15 protein-coding genes are annotated in these 15,477 nt (G+C 72.0%); 11 read left to right on the top strand and 4 right to left on the bottom strand.

What is annotated here, in order from left to right; genetic code table 11:
* Positions 1–61: 61 nt before the first annotated feature.
* Positions 62–1,468, bottom strand: coding sequence for a condensation domain-containing protein (locus ABVB68_RS09510; RefSeq protein ID WP_353600435.1), 1,407 nt, complete (start codon positions 1,466–1,468; stop codon positions 62–64).
* A 340-nt stretch (positions 1,469–1,808) separates the two neighbouring features.
* On the opposite strand from ABVB68_RS09510, the gene ABVB68_RS09505 reads away from it, so the two are divergent.
* Positions 1,809–2,552, top strand: coding sequence for a carbonic anhydrase (locus ABVB68_RS09505; RefSeq protein ID WP_353600434.1), 744 nt, complete (start codon positions 1,809–1,811; stop codon positions 2,550–2,552).
* A gap of 69 nt (positions 2,553–2,621) precedes the next feature.
* Here the strand turns inward: ABVB68_RS09505 and ABVB68_RS09500 are convergent, their stop codons facing one another.
* On the bottom strand, positions 2,622–2,927 hold the full coding sequence (locus ABVB68_RS09500) for a PLD nuclease N-terminal domain-containing protein (RefSeq protein ID WP_353600433.1): 306 nt from the start codon (positions 2,925–2,927) through the stop codon (positions 2,622–2,624).
* A gap of 76 nt (positions 2,928–3,003) precedes the next feature.
* Between ABVB68_RS09500 and ABVB68_RS09495 the strand changes: the two genes are divergently transcribed.
* From ABVB68_RS09495 to ABVB68_RS09455, 9 genes are all read left to right on the top strand, one after another.
* Positions 3,004–4,461, top strand: coding sequence for a menaquinone biosynthesis decarboxylase (locus ABVB68_RS09495; RefSeq protein ID WP_353600432.1), 1,458 nt, complete (start codon positions 3,004–3,006; stop codon positions 4,459–4,461).
* Positions 4,458–5,360: a menaquinone biosynthesis prenyltransferase MqnP gene (gene mqnP / locus ABVB68_RS09490; RefSeq protein WP_353600431.1), complete on the top strand. Its 903-nt coding sequence runs from the start codon at positions 4,458–4,460 to the stop codon at positions 5,358–5,360. The genes ABVB68_RS09495 and mqnP overlap by 4 nt, the downstream gene beginning before the upstream one ends.
* 91 nt (positions 5,361–5,451) lie before the next feature.
* Entirely contained in the window at positions 5,452–6,126 is a 675-nt protein-coding gene (locus tag ABVB68_RS09485) for a UbiX family flavin prenyltransferase (protein ID WP_353600430.1), read from the top strand.
* A gap of 73 nt (positions 6,127–6,199) precedes the next feature.
* A complete protein-coding gene (locus tag ABVB68_RS09480) occupies positions 6,200–6,655 on the top strand; it encodes an Lrp/AsnC family transcriptional regulator (RefSeq protein WP_353600429.1) in 456 nt (151 codons plus the stop codon).
* A 38-nt stretch (positions 6,656–6,693) separates the two neighbouring features.
* The gene (gene mqnE, locus ABVB68_RS09475; RefSeq protein WP_353600428.1) at positions 6,694–7,857 is read left to right on the top strand and encodes an aminofutalosine synthase MqnE; all 1,164 of its coding nucleotides are present in this window, start codon (positions 6,694–6,696) and stop codon (positions 7,855–7,857) included.
* A gap of 259 nt (positions 7,858–8,116) precedes the next feature.
* Complete coding sequence (locus ABVB68_RS09470) at positions 8,117–9,046, top strand: amidohydrolase family protein (RefSeq protein ID WP_353600427.1); 930 nt, start codon at positions 8,117–8,119, stop codon at positions 9,044–9,046.
* 502 nt (positions 9,047–9,548) lie between these two features.
* A complete protein-coding gene (locus tag ABVB68_RS09465; RefSeq protein ID WP_353600426.1) occupies positions 9,549–10,073 on the top strand; it encodes a GNAT family N-acetyltransferase in 525 nt (174 codons plus the stop codon).
* A gap of 102 nt (positions 10,074–10,175) precedes the next feature.
* Entirely contained in the window at positions 10,176–10,475 is a 300-nt protein-coding gene (locus ABVB68_RS09460) for a DUF4229 domain-containing protein (protein ID WP_353600425.1), read from the top strand.
* A gap of 46 nt (positions 10,476–10,521) precedes the next feature.
* Positions 10,522–11,172 (top strand): TetR/AcrR family transcriptional regulator, encoded by a 651-nt coding sequence (locus ABVB68_RS09455; protein ID WP_353600424.1) that lies wholly within the window; start codon positions 10,522–10,524, stop codon positions 11,170–11,172.
* 382 nt (positions 11,173–11,554) lie between these two features.
* On the opposite strand, the gene ABVB68_RS09450 is transcribed toward ABVB68_RS09455, so the two are convergent.
* Both ABVB68_RS09450 and ABVB68_RS09445 read right to left on the bottom strand, forming a co-directional pair.
* Positions 11,555–12,535: a MaoC/PaaZ C-terminal domain-containing protein gene (locus tag ABVB68_RS09450; protein WP_353600423.1), complete on the bottom strand. Its 981-nt coding sequence runs from the start codon at positions 12,533–12,535 to the stop codon at positions 11,555–11,557.
* On the bottom strand, positions 12,535–13,836 hold the full coding sequence (locus ABVB68_RS09445) for a 3-oxoacyl-ACP reductase (protein WP_353600422.1): 1,302 nt from the start codon (positions 13,834–13,836) through the stop codon (positions 12,535–12,537). Before ABVB68_RS09445 ends, ABVB68_RS09450 begins: the two co-directional genes overlap by 1 nt.
* A gap of 128 nt (positions 13,837–13,964) precedes the next feature.
* Between ABVB68_RS09445 and ABVB68_RS09440 the strand changes: the two genes are divergently transcribed.
* A complete protein-coding gene (locus ABVB68_RS09440; RefSeq protein ID WP_353600491.1) occupies positions 13,965–15,251 on the top strand; it encodes an acetyl-CoA C-acetyltransferase in 1,287 nt (428 codons plus the stop codon).
* The last annotated feature ends 226 nt before the right edge of the window (positions 15,252–15,477 follow it).

Raw genomic sequence — 15,477 nt, 5'->3', positions numbered from 1 at the left:
CCTCAACGACAGTGTAGGAAGGGAGAGTTGCTTCGGGCCAGGGTCAATGGTGTCCCATGTGTCATGAGACGGCCGGAAGGCTCCCGTGGGCCACCGAGGCGATGTGGTCGCGCAGCCGTTCCACGTACAGCCGCAGGTTCTTCGCCGCCGTGTCCGTGTCCGGGTAGCGGCTCGCCACCCACAGCCCCTCGGGCAGCCGGTTCACCCACACGCACACCTGGTCGCCGTACGACACCCGCAGCAGCCCGTGCGCCTTCAGCTCGGCCCAGCGCTCGGCGCCGGGGATGCCCCGGGCGTCGACGTAGGAGACGATCGAGTACAGGTCGGGCGAGGTCGGCCGGAAGTCCGCGCCGAGCAGGCTCAGCACCCGGGCCAGCGGCATCCGGGCCAGCGGCCGGTTCGCCTGCAGTTGGGCGCGCACCGTCCGCAGGGTGTCGGGGAAGCCCGGGTTGCGCTCCACCGGCACCTCGATCGGGGCGCCGCCCACGTACCAGCCGACCGACTCGCTCCACCGGGACTTCACCCGGGTGTGGAACGGCACCACCGTCCGGTACACCGGCTGCCCGCCCAGTTCGTGGACGATCAGCGCGGTCGCGGCCAGCAGACCGACCAGGCTGCCGCCGTAGGGCCTGCAGTACGCCTCGAACGCCGCCGCCTCGGCGGCGTCCGCCAGCGGCTCGCACAACATCTGCTGCCGGGGCAGCGGGCCGCCCGGCTCCAGGCCCAGGTCGACCGGGAAGCTCGGCAGCACCCCGTCGCAGCGGTGGATGAACTCGCGCCAGCGGCCGACGATCGCGTGCCGGCCGTCGATGCCGTCCGCGTCCGCCCGCTCGATCTCGCAGAAGTCGATGTAGCTGGCCGCCGTGGCTCGGGGGCCGGGCTCGGTTCCGGCGAGACCCGCCGCGTACAGCTCGTGGATCTCGGCGGGGGCCCGGGTCAGGGAGTAGGCGTCGACGTTGCTGTGGTCGAAGGCCAGGTACACGCTCGCGCCGTCGTCCCGCACGACCGCCGTGTAGATCAGGTTCGGCCAGCGCAGCGCGTCCGCGACCGTGTCGAAGCGGTCCTGGAGGTGGCCGACGAGATCGTCCGCGTCCGGGAAGTCCCCGGCGTCCTCCCGGCTCAGGGAGACGTCGGCGGCGTCGAGGGTGAACCGGCGCAGTTCCTCGCCCACCCAGCGAAAGCCGCTGCGCAGCGTCTCGTGCCGCACGGTCCAGGCGCGCAGCGCCTCCTGCAGCACGTCGAGGTCGACCGGACCGGGCAGGTCGAAGGCCGTACCCAGCCAGGTCGGCACGAACAGGCCGTCCTCGCGGACGCACTTGGCCGTCCGGATGTGCGACTCCTGGATGTAGGCCGGAGGCCTGGAGTCCTCCGGCAGTCCCGTCGCCACCTCGACGGTCGCCGGGCTCAGCGTCCACTCGACGAGCCGTCCCGGCCGGACCTCGCAGCGCTGGATGTCAGTGATTCGCACGCGTCTCCCATCACAGAAAGGGGGCCCATGGATGCGGGCCCCCTTCAAGGCAATGCCGTGGGACGCGGCCGGGACATGCCCGTCCGGTCCATTTCAACGGAACGGGTGGCAGGCCGAACGCGGATGTGATTAACCGACGGTGACGGGAACGGACCGAGCCCGGCACCGTGATCCCCGGCCCGGAAGCCCTGAGACGGGGTCCGGACACCTCCTCTGGGCCGTCCGCGGCAATCCGGTCCGCTCCCGCTGGTGCCTGCCGCCGGAACACCCGCACCCCGCGGCACAATCGGGCCGATCAGGACACGGCACCGTGTCCGGGCGACGTCGAGGGGACCGACCGATGGGCACAGCCGGACGTCCGGACCGCAGAGTGCTGCTCGCCGGCGGACTCGCGGGCGCCACGCTCGCGCTCGCGGGCTGCGCGCCGACGAGGGCCGTCCCGGCGTCGGCCGCCGCTTCGCCGGAACCGCGGTCCACCCCGCCGGGCACGCCCGCCGCGGCGTTCGCGAGGCTGCTGGAGGGCAACAAGCGCTGGGTGAGCGGAGACCTCCACCACCCCGACCGGGATCCGGACCGGCGTCAGTTCCTGGCCCAGAAGCAGCAGCCGTTCGGCTCGGTCCTCGCGTGCATCGACTCCCGCGTGCCGCCGGAACTCCTCTTCGACACCGGCCTGGGCGACCTCTACGTGATGCGCACGGGCGGGGAGGCGATCGGCCCGGTGGTCACGGGTTCCGTCGAGTACGGGCCCATGACGAGCGGCACCCCGCTCATCGTGGTCCTCGGCCATCAGCGCTGCGGCGCCGTCAAGGCCGCCTACGACTCCCTCCGCGCCGGCAAACCGCTGCCCGGCAATCTGCAGGCGATCGCCGAGGCGCTGCGGCCGGCGTACGAGCAGGCGGCCCGGAAGCACGGCGGCGACCCGGTCGAGACCATGGCGCGCGCCCAGGTGAGGCTGACCGCGGACGACCTGCGCTCCAACCGGGACCTGGCCCCGCTCGTGAGGAAGGGCTCCCTGGCCGTCGTCGGCGCCTACTACTCGCTCGACACCGGCAAGGTGGAGGTGCTGACGGGCGCCCCCGCCTGATCGGGCCGCCGCTCCTCCGCGGGGCCGCCGCCCTTCTCCAACGCGACGACCGGCCGGAGTTCGGCCGGATCAGTCGTTGTTCCTCGGGTCGTCCCGGTCCAGGGACCTGAGGAAGTCGGGGTTGTCGTCGGGGGCCACCCAGCCGGCGGCGCCGCCCCGCCGCCCCGGCGCGGTGCCGTCCGCACGGGCCTGTCGCCTCCTGCCGGTGAGCAGCCAGGCGACCGGGCCGACCAGGACCTCGCCGAAGAGCAGGATGATGATCACCCACACCACCTTCGGCAGGTGGCGCACCTCTTCCTCGGGGGTGTTCAGACAGTCCACGAACGCATAGATCCACAGCGCGAGGACCAGCAGGAACGGCAGATACCTGAGCATGGTCGTGCGCTCTCCCGACGGTGTGAGACGGCCCCGGTGACCGGGCCAGGGTAGCGGGTGGCCGATACTGGGACGCATGGCTTACGACGATCTTCGCTCCCTGCTCCGGGCGCTGGAGCGCGAGGGCGACCTCAAGCGCATCAAGGCCGAGGTCGACCCCCACCTGGAAGTCGGGGAGATCGTCGACCGGGTGCAGAAGTCCGGGGGCCCGGCGCTGCTCTTCGAGAACGTCAAGGGCTCCGCGATGCCGCTCGCGATGAACGTCTTCGGCACCGACCGGCGGCTGCTGAAGGCGCTGGGCCTGAAGTCGTACGGCGAGATCTCCGAGAAGATCGGCGGGCTGCTGCGGCCCGAACTGCCGCACGGCTTCGTCGGTGTCCGCGAGGCCTTCGGCAAGCTCGGCGCGATGGCGCACGTGCCGCCGAAGAAGGTGAAGTCCGCGGGCGCGCCCGTGCAGGAGGTCGTCCTGCACGGTGACGAGGTGGACCTCGACCGGCTCCCGGCGCTGTTCACCTGGCCGAAGGACGGCGGCTCCTTCTTCAACCTGGGCCTGACCCACACCAAGGACCCCGAGACCGGCATCCGCAACCTGGGCCTGTACCGGCTGCAGCGCCACGACAGGCGCACCATCGGCATGCACTGGCAGATCCACAAGGACAGCCGCAACCACTACCAGGTCGCCGCGCGCCGCGGCGAACGCCTGCCGGTCGCCATCGCCTTCGGCTGCCCGCCGGCCGTGACGTACGCGTCCACCGCCCCGCTGCCCGGCGACATCGACGAGTACCTCTTCGCCGGGTTCCTCGCGGGCAAGCGGATCGAGATGGTGGACTGCAAGACGGTCCCGCTCCAGGTCCCGGCCAACGCCGAGGTGGTCGTCGAGGGCTGGCTGGAGCCGAGCGAGATGCTGCCCGAGGGGCCGTTCGGCGACCACACCGGCTTCTACACGCCGCAGGAGCCGTTCCCCGCGCTGACGATCGACTGCGTGACGATGCGCAGGCGCCCGCTGCTGCAGTCCATCGTCGTCGGCCGCCCGCCCACGGAGGACGGCCCCCTCGGCCGCGCCACGGAACGCTTCTTCCTGCCCCTCCTCAAGATCATCGTCCCGGACATCGTGGACTACCACCTGCCCGAGGCCGGCGGCTTCCACAACTGCGCGATCGTCTCGATCGACAAGAAGTACCCCAAGCACGCGCAGAAGGTGATGCACGCGATCTGGGGGGCCCACATGATGTCCCTGACCAAGCTGATCGTGGTGGTGGACGCCGACTGCGACGTCCACGATCTGCACGAGGTGGCGTGGCGGGCCCTCGGCAACACCGACTACGCCCGTGACCTCACGGTCGTGGAAGGCCCCGTCGACCATCTCGACCACGCCTCCTACCAGCAGTTCTGGGGCGGCAAGGCCGGCATCGACGCCACCCGGAAGTGGCCCGAGGAGGGCTACACCCGCGACGGCGGATGGCCGGACATGGTCCTGTCGGACCCGGATACGGCGGCCCTGGTGGACCGCCGCTGGAAGGAGTACGGGCTGTGACCTCCGCGTCCGCCGCCATCCCCCAGCCCGGACGCACCAAGGCGTTCCTGCGGCTGGTCATGATCGAGCACTCGGTCTTCGCGCTGCCCTTCGCCTACATCGCCTCGCTGACCGCGATGTACCGGTGGGACGAGAACATCCACTGGGCCCGGCTGCTGCTGGTCACGATCTGCATGGTCGGGCTGCGGACGTTCGCGATGGCGGTCAACCGCATCATCGACCGCGAGATCGACGCCCGTAACCCGCGCACCGCCCACCGCGAACTGGTGACGGGCGCGATGTCCGTCCGCCACGCCTGGACGGGCGCCCTCGTCGCGCTGGCGGTGTTCCTCGGCGCCGCCGCCCTGCTCAACCCCCTGTGCCTGGCCCTGGCGCCGGTCGCGGTGATCCCGATGGTGGTCTACCCCTACGGGAAACGCTTCACCAACTTCCCGCAGGCCATCCTGGGCCTCGCCCAGGCCATGGGCCCGATCGGCGGCTGGCTGGCCGTCTCCGGTTCCTGGTCCTGGGAGGCGGTGATCCTGGGCCTCGCCGTCGGCGTCTGGATCGGCGGCTTCGACCTCATCTACGCCTGCCAGGACGTCGAGACCGACCGCGAGATCGGCGTGCTGTCGGTCCCGGCCCGGTTCGGCGTCCCGGCCGCGATCTGGGGCGCGCGCGCCTGCCACACGGTGACGACGGCCCTGTTCGTCTGGTACGCCCTGGCCACCCATGCCGGCCCCTTCTTCTGGCTGGGCCTCGCCATCGTGGCGGGCGCGTTCGTCTACGAGCACCGCATCGTCCGCCCGCACGACCTGTCCCGCCTGAACCGGGCCTTCTTCTCGGTCAACGGCTTCATCGGGATTGCCCTGTTCGTGTGCGCGCTGCTGGACCTCGTGGTGCGTGGCCTGACCGCGTGAGCGGCCCGGGCCGCCACCCCGGTGGCCCCCGCCGCCCCCGGCGCGTCCGCCCCGGCCTGAGTCCTGGGCGACCCGCCGGTACGCTCAAGGTGTGAACGCAGGAGAAACGCAGCGCGCGCCTTGGATCGTGGGGGTGTCCGGAGCTTCCGGAACGCCGTACGCGGCTGCCGTGCTGCGGGCACTGCTGGCGGCGGGGGAAGCGGTGGACCTGGTGGTCAGCCGGGCCTCGCGACTGACGTTGCTGGACGAGACGGGGATCTCGTTCCGGGACGCCCACTGGCGGGACGACCTGCGGCAATGGCTGGCCCTTGGCGCCGACGGCAAGCCCGGGACCTTCGACGTGGACGTCAGCGCGGTGCGGTACTGGGGTGCGGGCGACCTCGCGGCCGGGCCGTCGTCGGGGTCGTACCCGGTGAAGGGGATGCTCATCGTGCCGGCCTCCACGGCCTGCGTGGCCGGCGTGGCGCTCGGCCTGTCCAAGGACCTGCTCCAGCGGGCGGCGAGTGTCACCCTCAAGGAACGGCGCACGCTGGTGGTCGCGGTCCGGGAGACCCCGCTGAACGGTCAGACCCTGCGGCACCTGGTCACGCTGGACGACGCCGGAGCCACGGTCGTGCCGGCCTCGCCCGCCTTCTACGCGGGTGCCACGCACATCCAGGATCTGGTGGACTTCGTCGCCGGGCGGGTGCTGGACGCGGCCGGCGTCGGGCACGGCCTGTACCGGCGGTGGCGGGGCGAACTGGGCGGTGGCGGACCGGACCGGTAGAGCCCGCTGAGCAAGGCGCGGTACCTCATCACTCTTCACTCCTCGGAACTCTTCAGCGGAAGGCTTCGATCGCATGGACGCGGTGGACAGGCAGCTCATCCAGGCCCTGAGGGAGAACGGCCGGGCCTCGTACGCGGAGCTGGGGCGCCTCGTCGGCCTGTCGGGACCCAGCGTCACCGACCGCATCAACCGGCTGGAGGCGGCCGGTGTCATCACCGGCTACCGCGCCACGGTGGACTCGCCGTCCCTCGGCCTCGGCGTCACCGCCCTCATCGGCATCTCGCTCTCGGACGCCGCCGACCACGAGGACGTGGCACAGCGGCTGCGGGACCTTTCGGAGATCGAGGACTGCTGGTTCATCGCCGGCGACGACTCCTTCATGCTCAAGGTGCGCTCGACGGACGTGGACGGCCTGGAGAAGACCATCCGGCGGCTGGGCGGGACCAAGGGCGTCTCCCGGACCCGTACCACGATCGTGCTCTCCACGAAGTGGGAGAACCGGGTCGGGGAACTGCCCGAAGAGGTCTAGGGATACCGTTGGTCGGGCTGTCGGAGAAAGGTGTGGGCATGGACGTCGGACTCAAGCGCGAGCTGGAGGAGAAGGTCCGCTCCGGTGAGCGGCTGACCCGCGAGGACGGCATCGCGCTGTACGAGTCGGACGACCTGGCCTGGCTGGGCGGCCTCGCGCACGAGGTGCGGACGCGGAAGAACGGTGACGTCGTCCACTTCAACGTCAACCGCCACCTCAACATGACCAACGTGTGCACCGCGTCCTGCGCGTACTGCTCGTTCCAGCGCAAGCCGGGCGAGAAGGACGCGTACACGATGCGCATCGAGGAGGCGGTGAAGCTCGCCAAGGCGATGGAGTCGGAGAACCTCACCGAACTCCACATCGTCAACGGCCTGCACCCGAACCTGCCGTGGCGGTACTACCCGCGCTCGCTCAGGGAACTCAAGGCGGCCCTCCCGCACGTCTCGCTGAAGGCCTTCACGGCCACGGAGATCCACCACTTCGAGACGATCTCCGGGCTGAGCGCGAGCGAGATCCTCGACGAGCTGATCGACGCGGGTCTGGAGTCCCTGACCGGCGGCGGTGCGGAGATCTTCGACTGGGAGGTCCGTCAGCACATCGTGGACCACCGCACCCACTGGGAGGACTGGTCCCGCATCCACCGCCTGGCGCACGAGAAGGGCCTGAAGACCCCGTGCACCATGCTCTACGGCCACATCGAGGAGCCCAGGCACCGGGTCGACCACGTCCTGCGTCTGCGCGAGCTGCAGGACGAGACGAACGGCTTCCAGGTCTTCATCCCGCTGCGCTACCAGCACGACTTCGTGGACATGCAGGACGGCAAGGTGCGCAACCGCCTCCAGGCCCGCACCCAGATGGCGACGGGCGCCGAGGCCCTCAAGACCTTCGCCGTCTCCCGCCTCCTCTTCGACAACGTCCCGCACGTGAAGGTCTTCTGGGTCATGCACGGCGTGCAGACCGCCCAGCTGGCCCTGCAGCACGGCGCCGACGACATGGACGGCTCGGTCGTCGAGTACAAGATCACCCATGACGCGGACAACTACGGCACACCGAACAAGCTGACCCGCGAGGACCTCCTGGACCTGATCCGGGACGCCGGTTTCCGCCCGGTGGAGCGCAACACGCGCTACGAGATCATCCGCGAGTACGAGGGCACCGACCCGACCCGCAGGGACGCCCCCCAGCCGATGCGGGTCTGAGCGGCCGGGATTCCCGCACCGCCCGGCTGCGGGGGCCCGAAGGGGCGCGGGGAACCGCGCGACGGGCCCACCCCGCCCCGCCCCGCAGCCGGACACGGCCCGAGCATGCCGCGTCCGGCTCGGTGCCGACTGCGTCGGTCCGTGCCATCGCCCACGAGATCAGTGGCCCTGGTGACCGATCACTCACGCCGTCAGGAGGACAAGGGCTGGACCCGCCCCGTCGCCAGGGCTGATCGTGGGAGACGTGAACGATCACCGAATGGCACCTGTCGGTCGCACAAGTTCGCCAGGCGCGACAAGCGATGTGGCCTTGGACGAAGAGGCCGGTGAGGTCCGCCGTTTCTGGAACCGGCTCGGCCTTCCCGGACTGATCGACGTCCACACGCACTTCATGCCCGAGCGCGTCCTGCACAAGGTCTGGGAATACTTCGACGCGCAGGGGCCGCTGACCGGCGGACTGGAGTGGCCGATCAGCTACCGGCAGCAGGAGGCGGAACGCGCTGCCGTGCTGCGCAGGTTCGGTGTGCGGGCGTTCACTTCGATGCTCTACCCGCACAAGCCCGGCATGGCCCGCTGGCTCAACGGCTGGGCCGCCGACTTCGCCCACCGCAACCCCGACTGTCTCCACACCGCCACCCTCTACCCCGAGCCGGGTGTCGAGACGTACGTCCGAGAGGCCGTCGAAGCGGGCGCGCGCGTGTTCAAGGCGCACGTACAAGTAGGGGCCTACGACCCGGCCGACGAACTCATCCAGCGGGCGTGGGGGGTGCTGGCCGAGGCCCAGGTCCCCGTGGTGATCCACTGCGGCTCCGGTCCCGCTCCAGGCAAACACACCGGCCCCGAGCCGATCGCACAGGTGCTGGCGCGACACCCGAAGCTACGGCTGATCGTCGCGCACCTGGGGATGCCCGAGTACGAGGACTTCCTCGGCATCGCCGAGCAGTACGCGGAGGTCCGGCTGGACACCACCATGACGTTCACCGACTTCACCGAGGGATTCATGCCGTTCCCCCGCCATGCCCTGCCTCGGCTCGCCGCGCTCGGCGACCGTGTCCTGCTCGGTTCCGACTTCCCCAACATCCCTTACCCGTACGTACACCAGCTCCACGCTCTGGAGCGGCTCGGCCTCGGGCCGGAGTGGCTGAGAGCCGTGTGCCACGACAACGCGGCAACGTTGTTCGGACTGTGATGACAGGACTCGGCTCCCAAGGGGCCCTCGGGCGGTATCGGACCCGGCTTTGGCGGTAGGGGAGTCGGTCAGGGGCCGCGGTCGCGAGCGTGTCGACGCGGTTCCCGCATGCGCGGCGGGCCTTGCGCTGCGCCGGGATCGCCTGGGTGCCCGGGGCGCCGTCGAGGGCGGGTACGCGGTGCGCACGGCGTCGGTCTTCGCGGCTGGGATGGCGGGGCGGCGTCCGCTCTTGCCGCCCTTGGCCCCGGCGGCCGCCCGACCCCGCTCGGCACGGCGTTCGCGGAGACGGTCACACGTACGCTCGCTCGCGGGTGACGACCGGGGTCCGAAAGACGGCTGCACGACCCCGCTCGGGGCGGCGTTCGCGGAGACGGTCACACGTACGCTCGCTCACGGGTGACGACCGGGGTCCGGAAGACGGCTGCACGCACACGCGCCCGGACGATGACCAGGATGCGGATGCTGTCTGCACGGACTCTTGTGTAATAGATACTATGCCCGCATGGCCCTTACGTTCACGCTCGACCCCGCCATCACCCCCGCCCTGCGCGACGGCATCCTCGACCTGTGGGCCGACGTCACCAACGCGGGCGGAGCCGTCGGCTTCGTGGCCCCCGTCACCCGCGAGGACATACGCCCCGACCTGGTGAACCACTTCGTCGCCATGGCCGAGGGACGGCACCGCCTGCTCGTCGGGCACGACGAGGCCGGCGAGGTGGCCGCGACCGCCTTCTTCTCCTTCAACAAGCACCGGCTCCGGCGGCACTGGCTGTGGCTCTACACGGTGATGGTGCACCCCCGCCACCAGGGCAAGGGCTACGGGCGGGAGCTGATGGCCGCCGCCGCGGACGCGGCCCGCACCTTCGACGGCATCGACGCGATCCGGCTCGGCTGCCGCGGCGGCCTCGGCCTGGAGCACTTCTACGCCTCCTGCGGCTACAAGGAGGTCGGCAGGGTGCCCGGCGCCATCCGCGTGTCCGCCGGCGACCACCGTGACGACGTCACCATGCTGCTGCCGCTCGTCTGACGGGTCCACCCGCCGCCAAGATCGAGCGGCGGGCGTGCTTCACTGGACGATGCCCGATATGGGTTGTCCGACCACACGTACGACACGGAAGAGTGGATTGAGATGCTCCGCTACACGCTGATGCGCCTCGGCATCTTCGCCGGCTGCCTCGTGGTCGTCTGGGGAGCCGTCTACTCCGGCATCTTCCCGCGCGGCTACGGCAACGCCAACTTCCTGTGGCTCCTGCTGCTCGCCATGGTGCTCTCGGCGCCGATCAGCTGGGTGGTGCTGCGCAAGGAGCGGGACCGGGCCTCGGCGCAGGTCGCCGGCAAGGTCGACCGGATGAAGGCCAACCTGGACGCCAACCGCAGCGTGGAGGACGGCGTCGACGACACCGCTCACGCGCAGGGGCAGACCTCCTGACCGAGCGGTCGGCTCCCGGCGCGCCAGGCCCGATTAGTCTTGCCCCATGGGTGCCGTGAAGACCAAGCGGATGCCGCGTGCGGTGCGGGAGCAGCAGATGCTCGACGCCGCCGTACGGATTTTCGGCCGGCGGGGGTACATGGCCGCGTCGATGGACGAGATCGCCGAACTGGCGGGCGTGTCCAAGCCGTTGGTGTATCTGTACCTGAACTCCAAGGAAGACCTCTTCACGGCCTGCATCCGCCGCGAGGCCGCCGCGCTGGCCGAGGCGGTGCACGCCGGTGCGCGGCCGGAACTGCCCGCGGACCGGCAACTGTGGGAGGGGCTGCGGGCGTTCTTCGCGCACACCGCCGAGCATCCCGACGCCTGGTCCGTGCTGCACCTGCAGGCCCGCACCCATGGTGAGCCGTTCGCGGCCGAGGTCGCCGCGATGCGCGAGGGCATCGTCGCGTTCGTGACCCGGCTGATCGCGGTCGCCGCCCGGGAGGCCCACCGGGACCCGGACCTGCCCGACCGCGAGGTCGCCGGCCTGGCCGAGGCACTGGTCGGCGCGGCCGAGTCCCTGGCCGCCTGGGCCAACACGACCCCGCACATCACCGCTCAGCAAGCCGCGGTCACCCTGATGAACTTCGCCTGGTCAGGCCTGTCCAACCTCATGCAGAACCACCCCTGGACCCCGCCCCCCGACACCACCTGACCCCCCAACCCACAGGCCCACACCCGGCAACCCCGAGCCACCCCTCCCACCTCAGGGGCGCGGGGAACTGCGCGAAAACCCCCACGCACCCGCACCCGAAAACGGCGAGGCACCCACCCCCACCTCAGGGGCGCGGGGAACTGCGCGAAAACCCCCACGCACCCGCACCCGAAAACGGCGAGGCACCCACCCCCACTTCAGGGGCGCGGGGAACTGCGCGAAACCCCCCACGCACCCGCACCCGGAAACGGCGAGGCACCCACCCCCTCCTCGGGGGCGCGGGGAACTGCGCGAAAACCCCCACGCACCCGCACCCGAAAACGCCGAGCCACCCACCCGCGCCCCCACACCCCCACGCACCCGCACCGAAACGACGGCGACCTCACCCCCCGCCCGACAACCCCCGCACCTCACCATCCAGATGAAGCCTGCCGCCCGCCCCCCGCAGGGCAAAGCGACCGGCACCGTCCGCCCCGTACGTCACCGTCCCCGGCAACAGCACCGGCGCCCGGAACCGCGCCCGGACGACCGCCGCAGGGGGCGTGCCGTGCGCGGCCAGACACCGCGCCACCGTCCACATCCCGTGCGCGATGGCCCGCGGAAACCCGAACAGACGCGCGGTGAGCGGATGCAGATGGATCGGATTGCGGTCCCCGGACGCGGCACCGTACCGCCGGCCCACATCCCCGGCGATCCTCCACTCGGCGACGACGGGCAGCACGACGTCCTCCAACGCCTCGGCGGACTCGGCGGACTCGGCGGACTCGGCGGACACCACGGACTCGGCGGACACCACGGACTCGGCGGACACCACGGGCTCGACGGCTTCGGCCGGCTCCGCGGACTCCACGGACTCGGCCGACCCTGACGACGCCGGACGCCTGTCGGTGCGGTGCCGGGCGAGATACGTGCTGCGGGACTCCCAGACGACGTCCCCGTCCAGCCGCAACCCGGTCACCACGGTCGCCTCCGTGCCGCGCCGGTGCGGTGCCAGCCCCTCGACCCACGCGGCCAGTTCGTACTCCCCGTCGGCGGGCAGCGCGGCGAACCGGACGATCTCGACCGAGGTGTGGACCAGCCCCAGCAGCGGCAGCGGAAAGTCCCGGTCGCTCATCAGCCGCATGGCCAGCGGGAAGCCGAGGACGTGCGGGTAGGTGACCGGGAGGTGCGGCTCGCCGGTGGGGAAGCCGCAGACCCGCTCGTAGGCGGCCAGCCCGGCCAGGTCCACGCGCAGGCCGGGCAGGACCAGCCGGGTGCGCGGGAACACCGCGTCCGGGGCCGGGCGCTTGAAGGGGGAGCGCAGGGCGCCCCGGGCCAGCAGCGGCCCGAGCGCGGGCGCGACGGTCAGCGTGACGGCGTTCATCAGGCCCCCAGCAGGCTCTGGCCGCAGACGCGGACGACCTGGCCGTTGACCGTGCCGGAGGCCGGGTGCGCCAGCCAGGCGATGGTCTCGGCGACGTCGATCGGCCGCCCGCCCTGGGCGAGGGAGTTCATCCGGCGCCCGGCCTCCCGCACGAACAGCGGGATCGCGGCCGTCATCCTCGTCTCGATGAACCCGGGCGCCACCGCGTTGACGGTCACCCCGTGCCCGGCCAGTGCGCGGGGCGCCAGGGACCGTACGAGCCCCACCACACCGGCCTTGCTCGCGCCGTAGTTGGTCTGCCCCGCGTTGCCCGCGAGCCCGGCGATGGAGGCGGTGGCCACGATCCGCCCGCCGGGGCGCAGGGTGCCCTTGGCGAGCAGCGCGTCGGTGGTGCGCAGCACGCTCGCGAGGTTGACGTCGAGGACGGAACTCCAGCGTTCCGCGGGCATGTTGACCAGCCGCCGGTCCCGGGTGACGCCGGCGTTGTGGACGAGGACGTCCAGGCCGTCGGGGAGGGCGGCGGCGATGCGCTCGCCCGCGTCGGCGGCGGTGACGTCGAGCGTGAGGGCGGTGCCGCCGAGGCGTTCGGCGACCCGGCGGGCGTCCGCTTCGGCGGCCGTCACGTCGAGTACCACGACCCGGGCGCCGTCCCGCGCCAGCGTCCCGGCGACGGCCTCCCCGATCCCGCGCGCGGCCCCGGTGACCAGTGCCGTCCGCCCGGCGAGCGGCCGGTCCCAGTCGGCCGGGGCCGTCACCTCCCCGCCGCCCGTCTCGATCACCTGGCCGCTGACATAGGCGGACTTGGGGGAGAGGAGGAACCGCAGGGTGGACTCGGCGGCGGTGGCGTCCGTCAGCCGCACCAGGTTCACGGTCCGGCCCCGTCCGGCCTCCTTGCCGAGCGAGCGGGTGAAGCCTTCCAACGCCTGCTGGGCGGCCGACTGGTGGTGGTCGGCGGGGTCCAGCGGGGCGCCGAGCACCAGCACCCGGCCGCTCGGGGCGACGGACCGCACGACGGGGTGGAGGGCCGCGTGCACCTCGGCGAGCGCGTCGACGTCCCGCACCCCGGTGGCGTCCAGGACGACCGCGGCGGGTTCCCGGTCGCCCGCCGTCAGCCCCGTGCGGGCGAGGACGGGCCCGAGTTCCAGGGTGGACGCCCCGGCGGTCAGGTGCAGCAACGGGCCGGACAGCAGGGGCCGCGCCTGCGACCACCGGACCAGCTCGGCCGGCTGCGGCAGGCCCAGGCGCCGGGTGAGGAAACGGCCGGGTGTCGTGCCGGTGAAGCTCAGGTAGCGGTCGGCCATGTCCAACTCCCGTGCGACTCGGTCGAAATTGCTTACTCTGCAGTAAGGTTACCGGAGGTAAGTCAAGGTGGGCCACTGTGGGCGGTCCATCGCCGAGGACCACCGACGTGGGTGAGGAGCAGATCGAGATGAGTCCCCTGGAGCCACCCCGCGTACGCCGGGTCGCGGTGCTCGGCGGCACCCGCATTCCGTTCGCCCGTTCCGACGGCCCCTACGCCACCGCCTCCGACCAGGAGATGCTCATCGCGGCCCTGAACGGCCTGGCCGACCGCCACGGCCTGCGGGCGCCGGGCGCGGTCGGAGAGTTCGTCGCCGGTGCCGTCCTCAAGCACAGCCGGGACTTCAACCTCGCCCGCGAGACCGTCCTCGGCTCCCGGCTGGACCCGCGCACCCCCGCGTACGACATCCAGCAGGCCTGCGGCACCGGACTGCAGGCCGTCATCGCCGCCGCCAACAAGATCGCCCTCGGCCAGACCGAGTCGGCCGTCGCGGGCGGCGCCGACACCGCGAGCGACGCGCCCCTCGGCGTCAACGACGACCTGCGCCGCATCCTGCTCGAGGTCCGCCGGGCGAAGTCGGCGCGCGCCCGCCTGAAGGCCCTGTCCCGGGTCCGCCCCGCGCACCTCGTCCCCGACATCCCGCGCAACGCCGAGCCGCGCACCGGTCTGTCGATGGGCGAGCACGCGGCGGTCACCGCCCGGGCCTGGGGCGTCACCCGCGAGGCCCAGGACGAACTGGCGGCCGGCAGCCACCGGCGCCTGGCCGCCGCCTACGACCGGGGCTTCTTCCAGGACCTGGTGATCCCCTTCCGCGGCCTGGACCGGGACCAGAACCTGCGCCCGGACTCCACCCCGGAGAAACTGGCCGCCCTGAAGCCGGTGTTCGGCCTCGGTCACCCGGACCCCACCATGACGGCGGGCAATTCGACCCCGCTCACCGACGGCGCGGCGCTGGTCCTGCTGGCGAGCGAGGAGTGGGCCGAGGCGCACGGCCAGGAACCCCTCGCCTACCTGACCGCGTACGAGACGGCCGCCGTCGACTTCGTCCACGGTGACGCGGCGGACGGCGAGGACGGTCTGCTGATGGCACCGGCGTACGCGGTCCCGCGCCTGCTGGAGCGCACCGGCCTGGACCTGGCCGACTTCGACCTGGTCGAGATCCATGAGGCCTTCGCCTCCCAGGTGCTGGCCACGCTGGCGGCCTGGGAGAAGCGGGGGCTGCCCCCGCTGGACCGCTCCCGCCTGAACGTGGCGGGTTCCTCGCTGGCCACGGGCCACCCCTTCGCCGCGACCGGCGCCCGCATCGTCGCCACCCTGGCCAAGCTCCTCGCGGAACGACCGGGCCCGGCCCGCGGCCTGATCTCGGTCTGCGCGGCGGGCGGCCAGGGAGTGACGGCGATCCTGGAACGCCCCTGAGCGCCTCACCCCCCTGAGCGCCTCACCCCCTCAACGCGGGCGCCCCGGCGCCCCTCCGCCCCTGAGCTCGTGAGCTCGTGAGCTCGTGAGCTCGTGAGCCGGAAGTCTCCGGGGTGCTGAAGTGCCCGAAGTCCACGGGCCCTTGACGGCCCTCGCGCGTCCGGACACCGCTGAACACCCGTCAACACCCCCCGGGCGCACCCCTCAACACTCCTGAACGACCATC

The organism is Streptomyces sp. NPDC096012 (assembly GCF_040426375.1).
In the GTDB taxonomy this organism is placed as follows: domain Bacteria; phylum Actinomycetota; class Actinomycetes; order Streptomycetales; family Streptomycetaceae; genus Streptomyces.
This window is presented reverse-complemented; position numbering and strand designations above follow the sequence as displayed.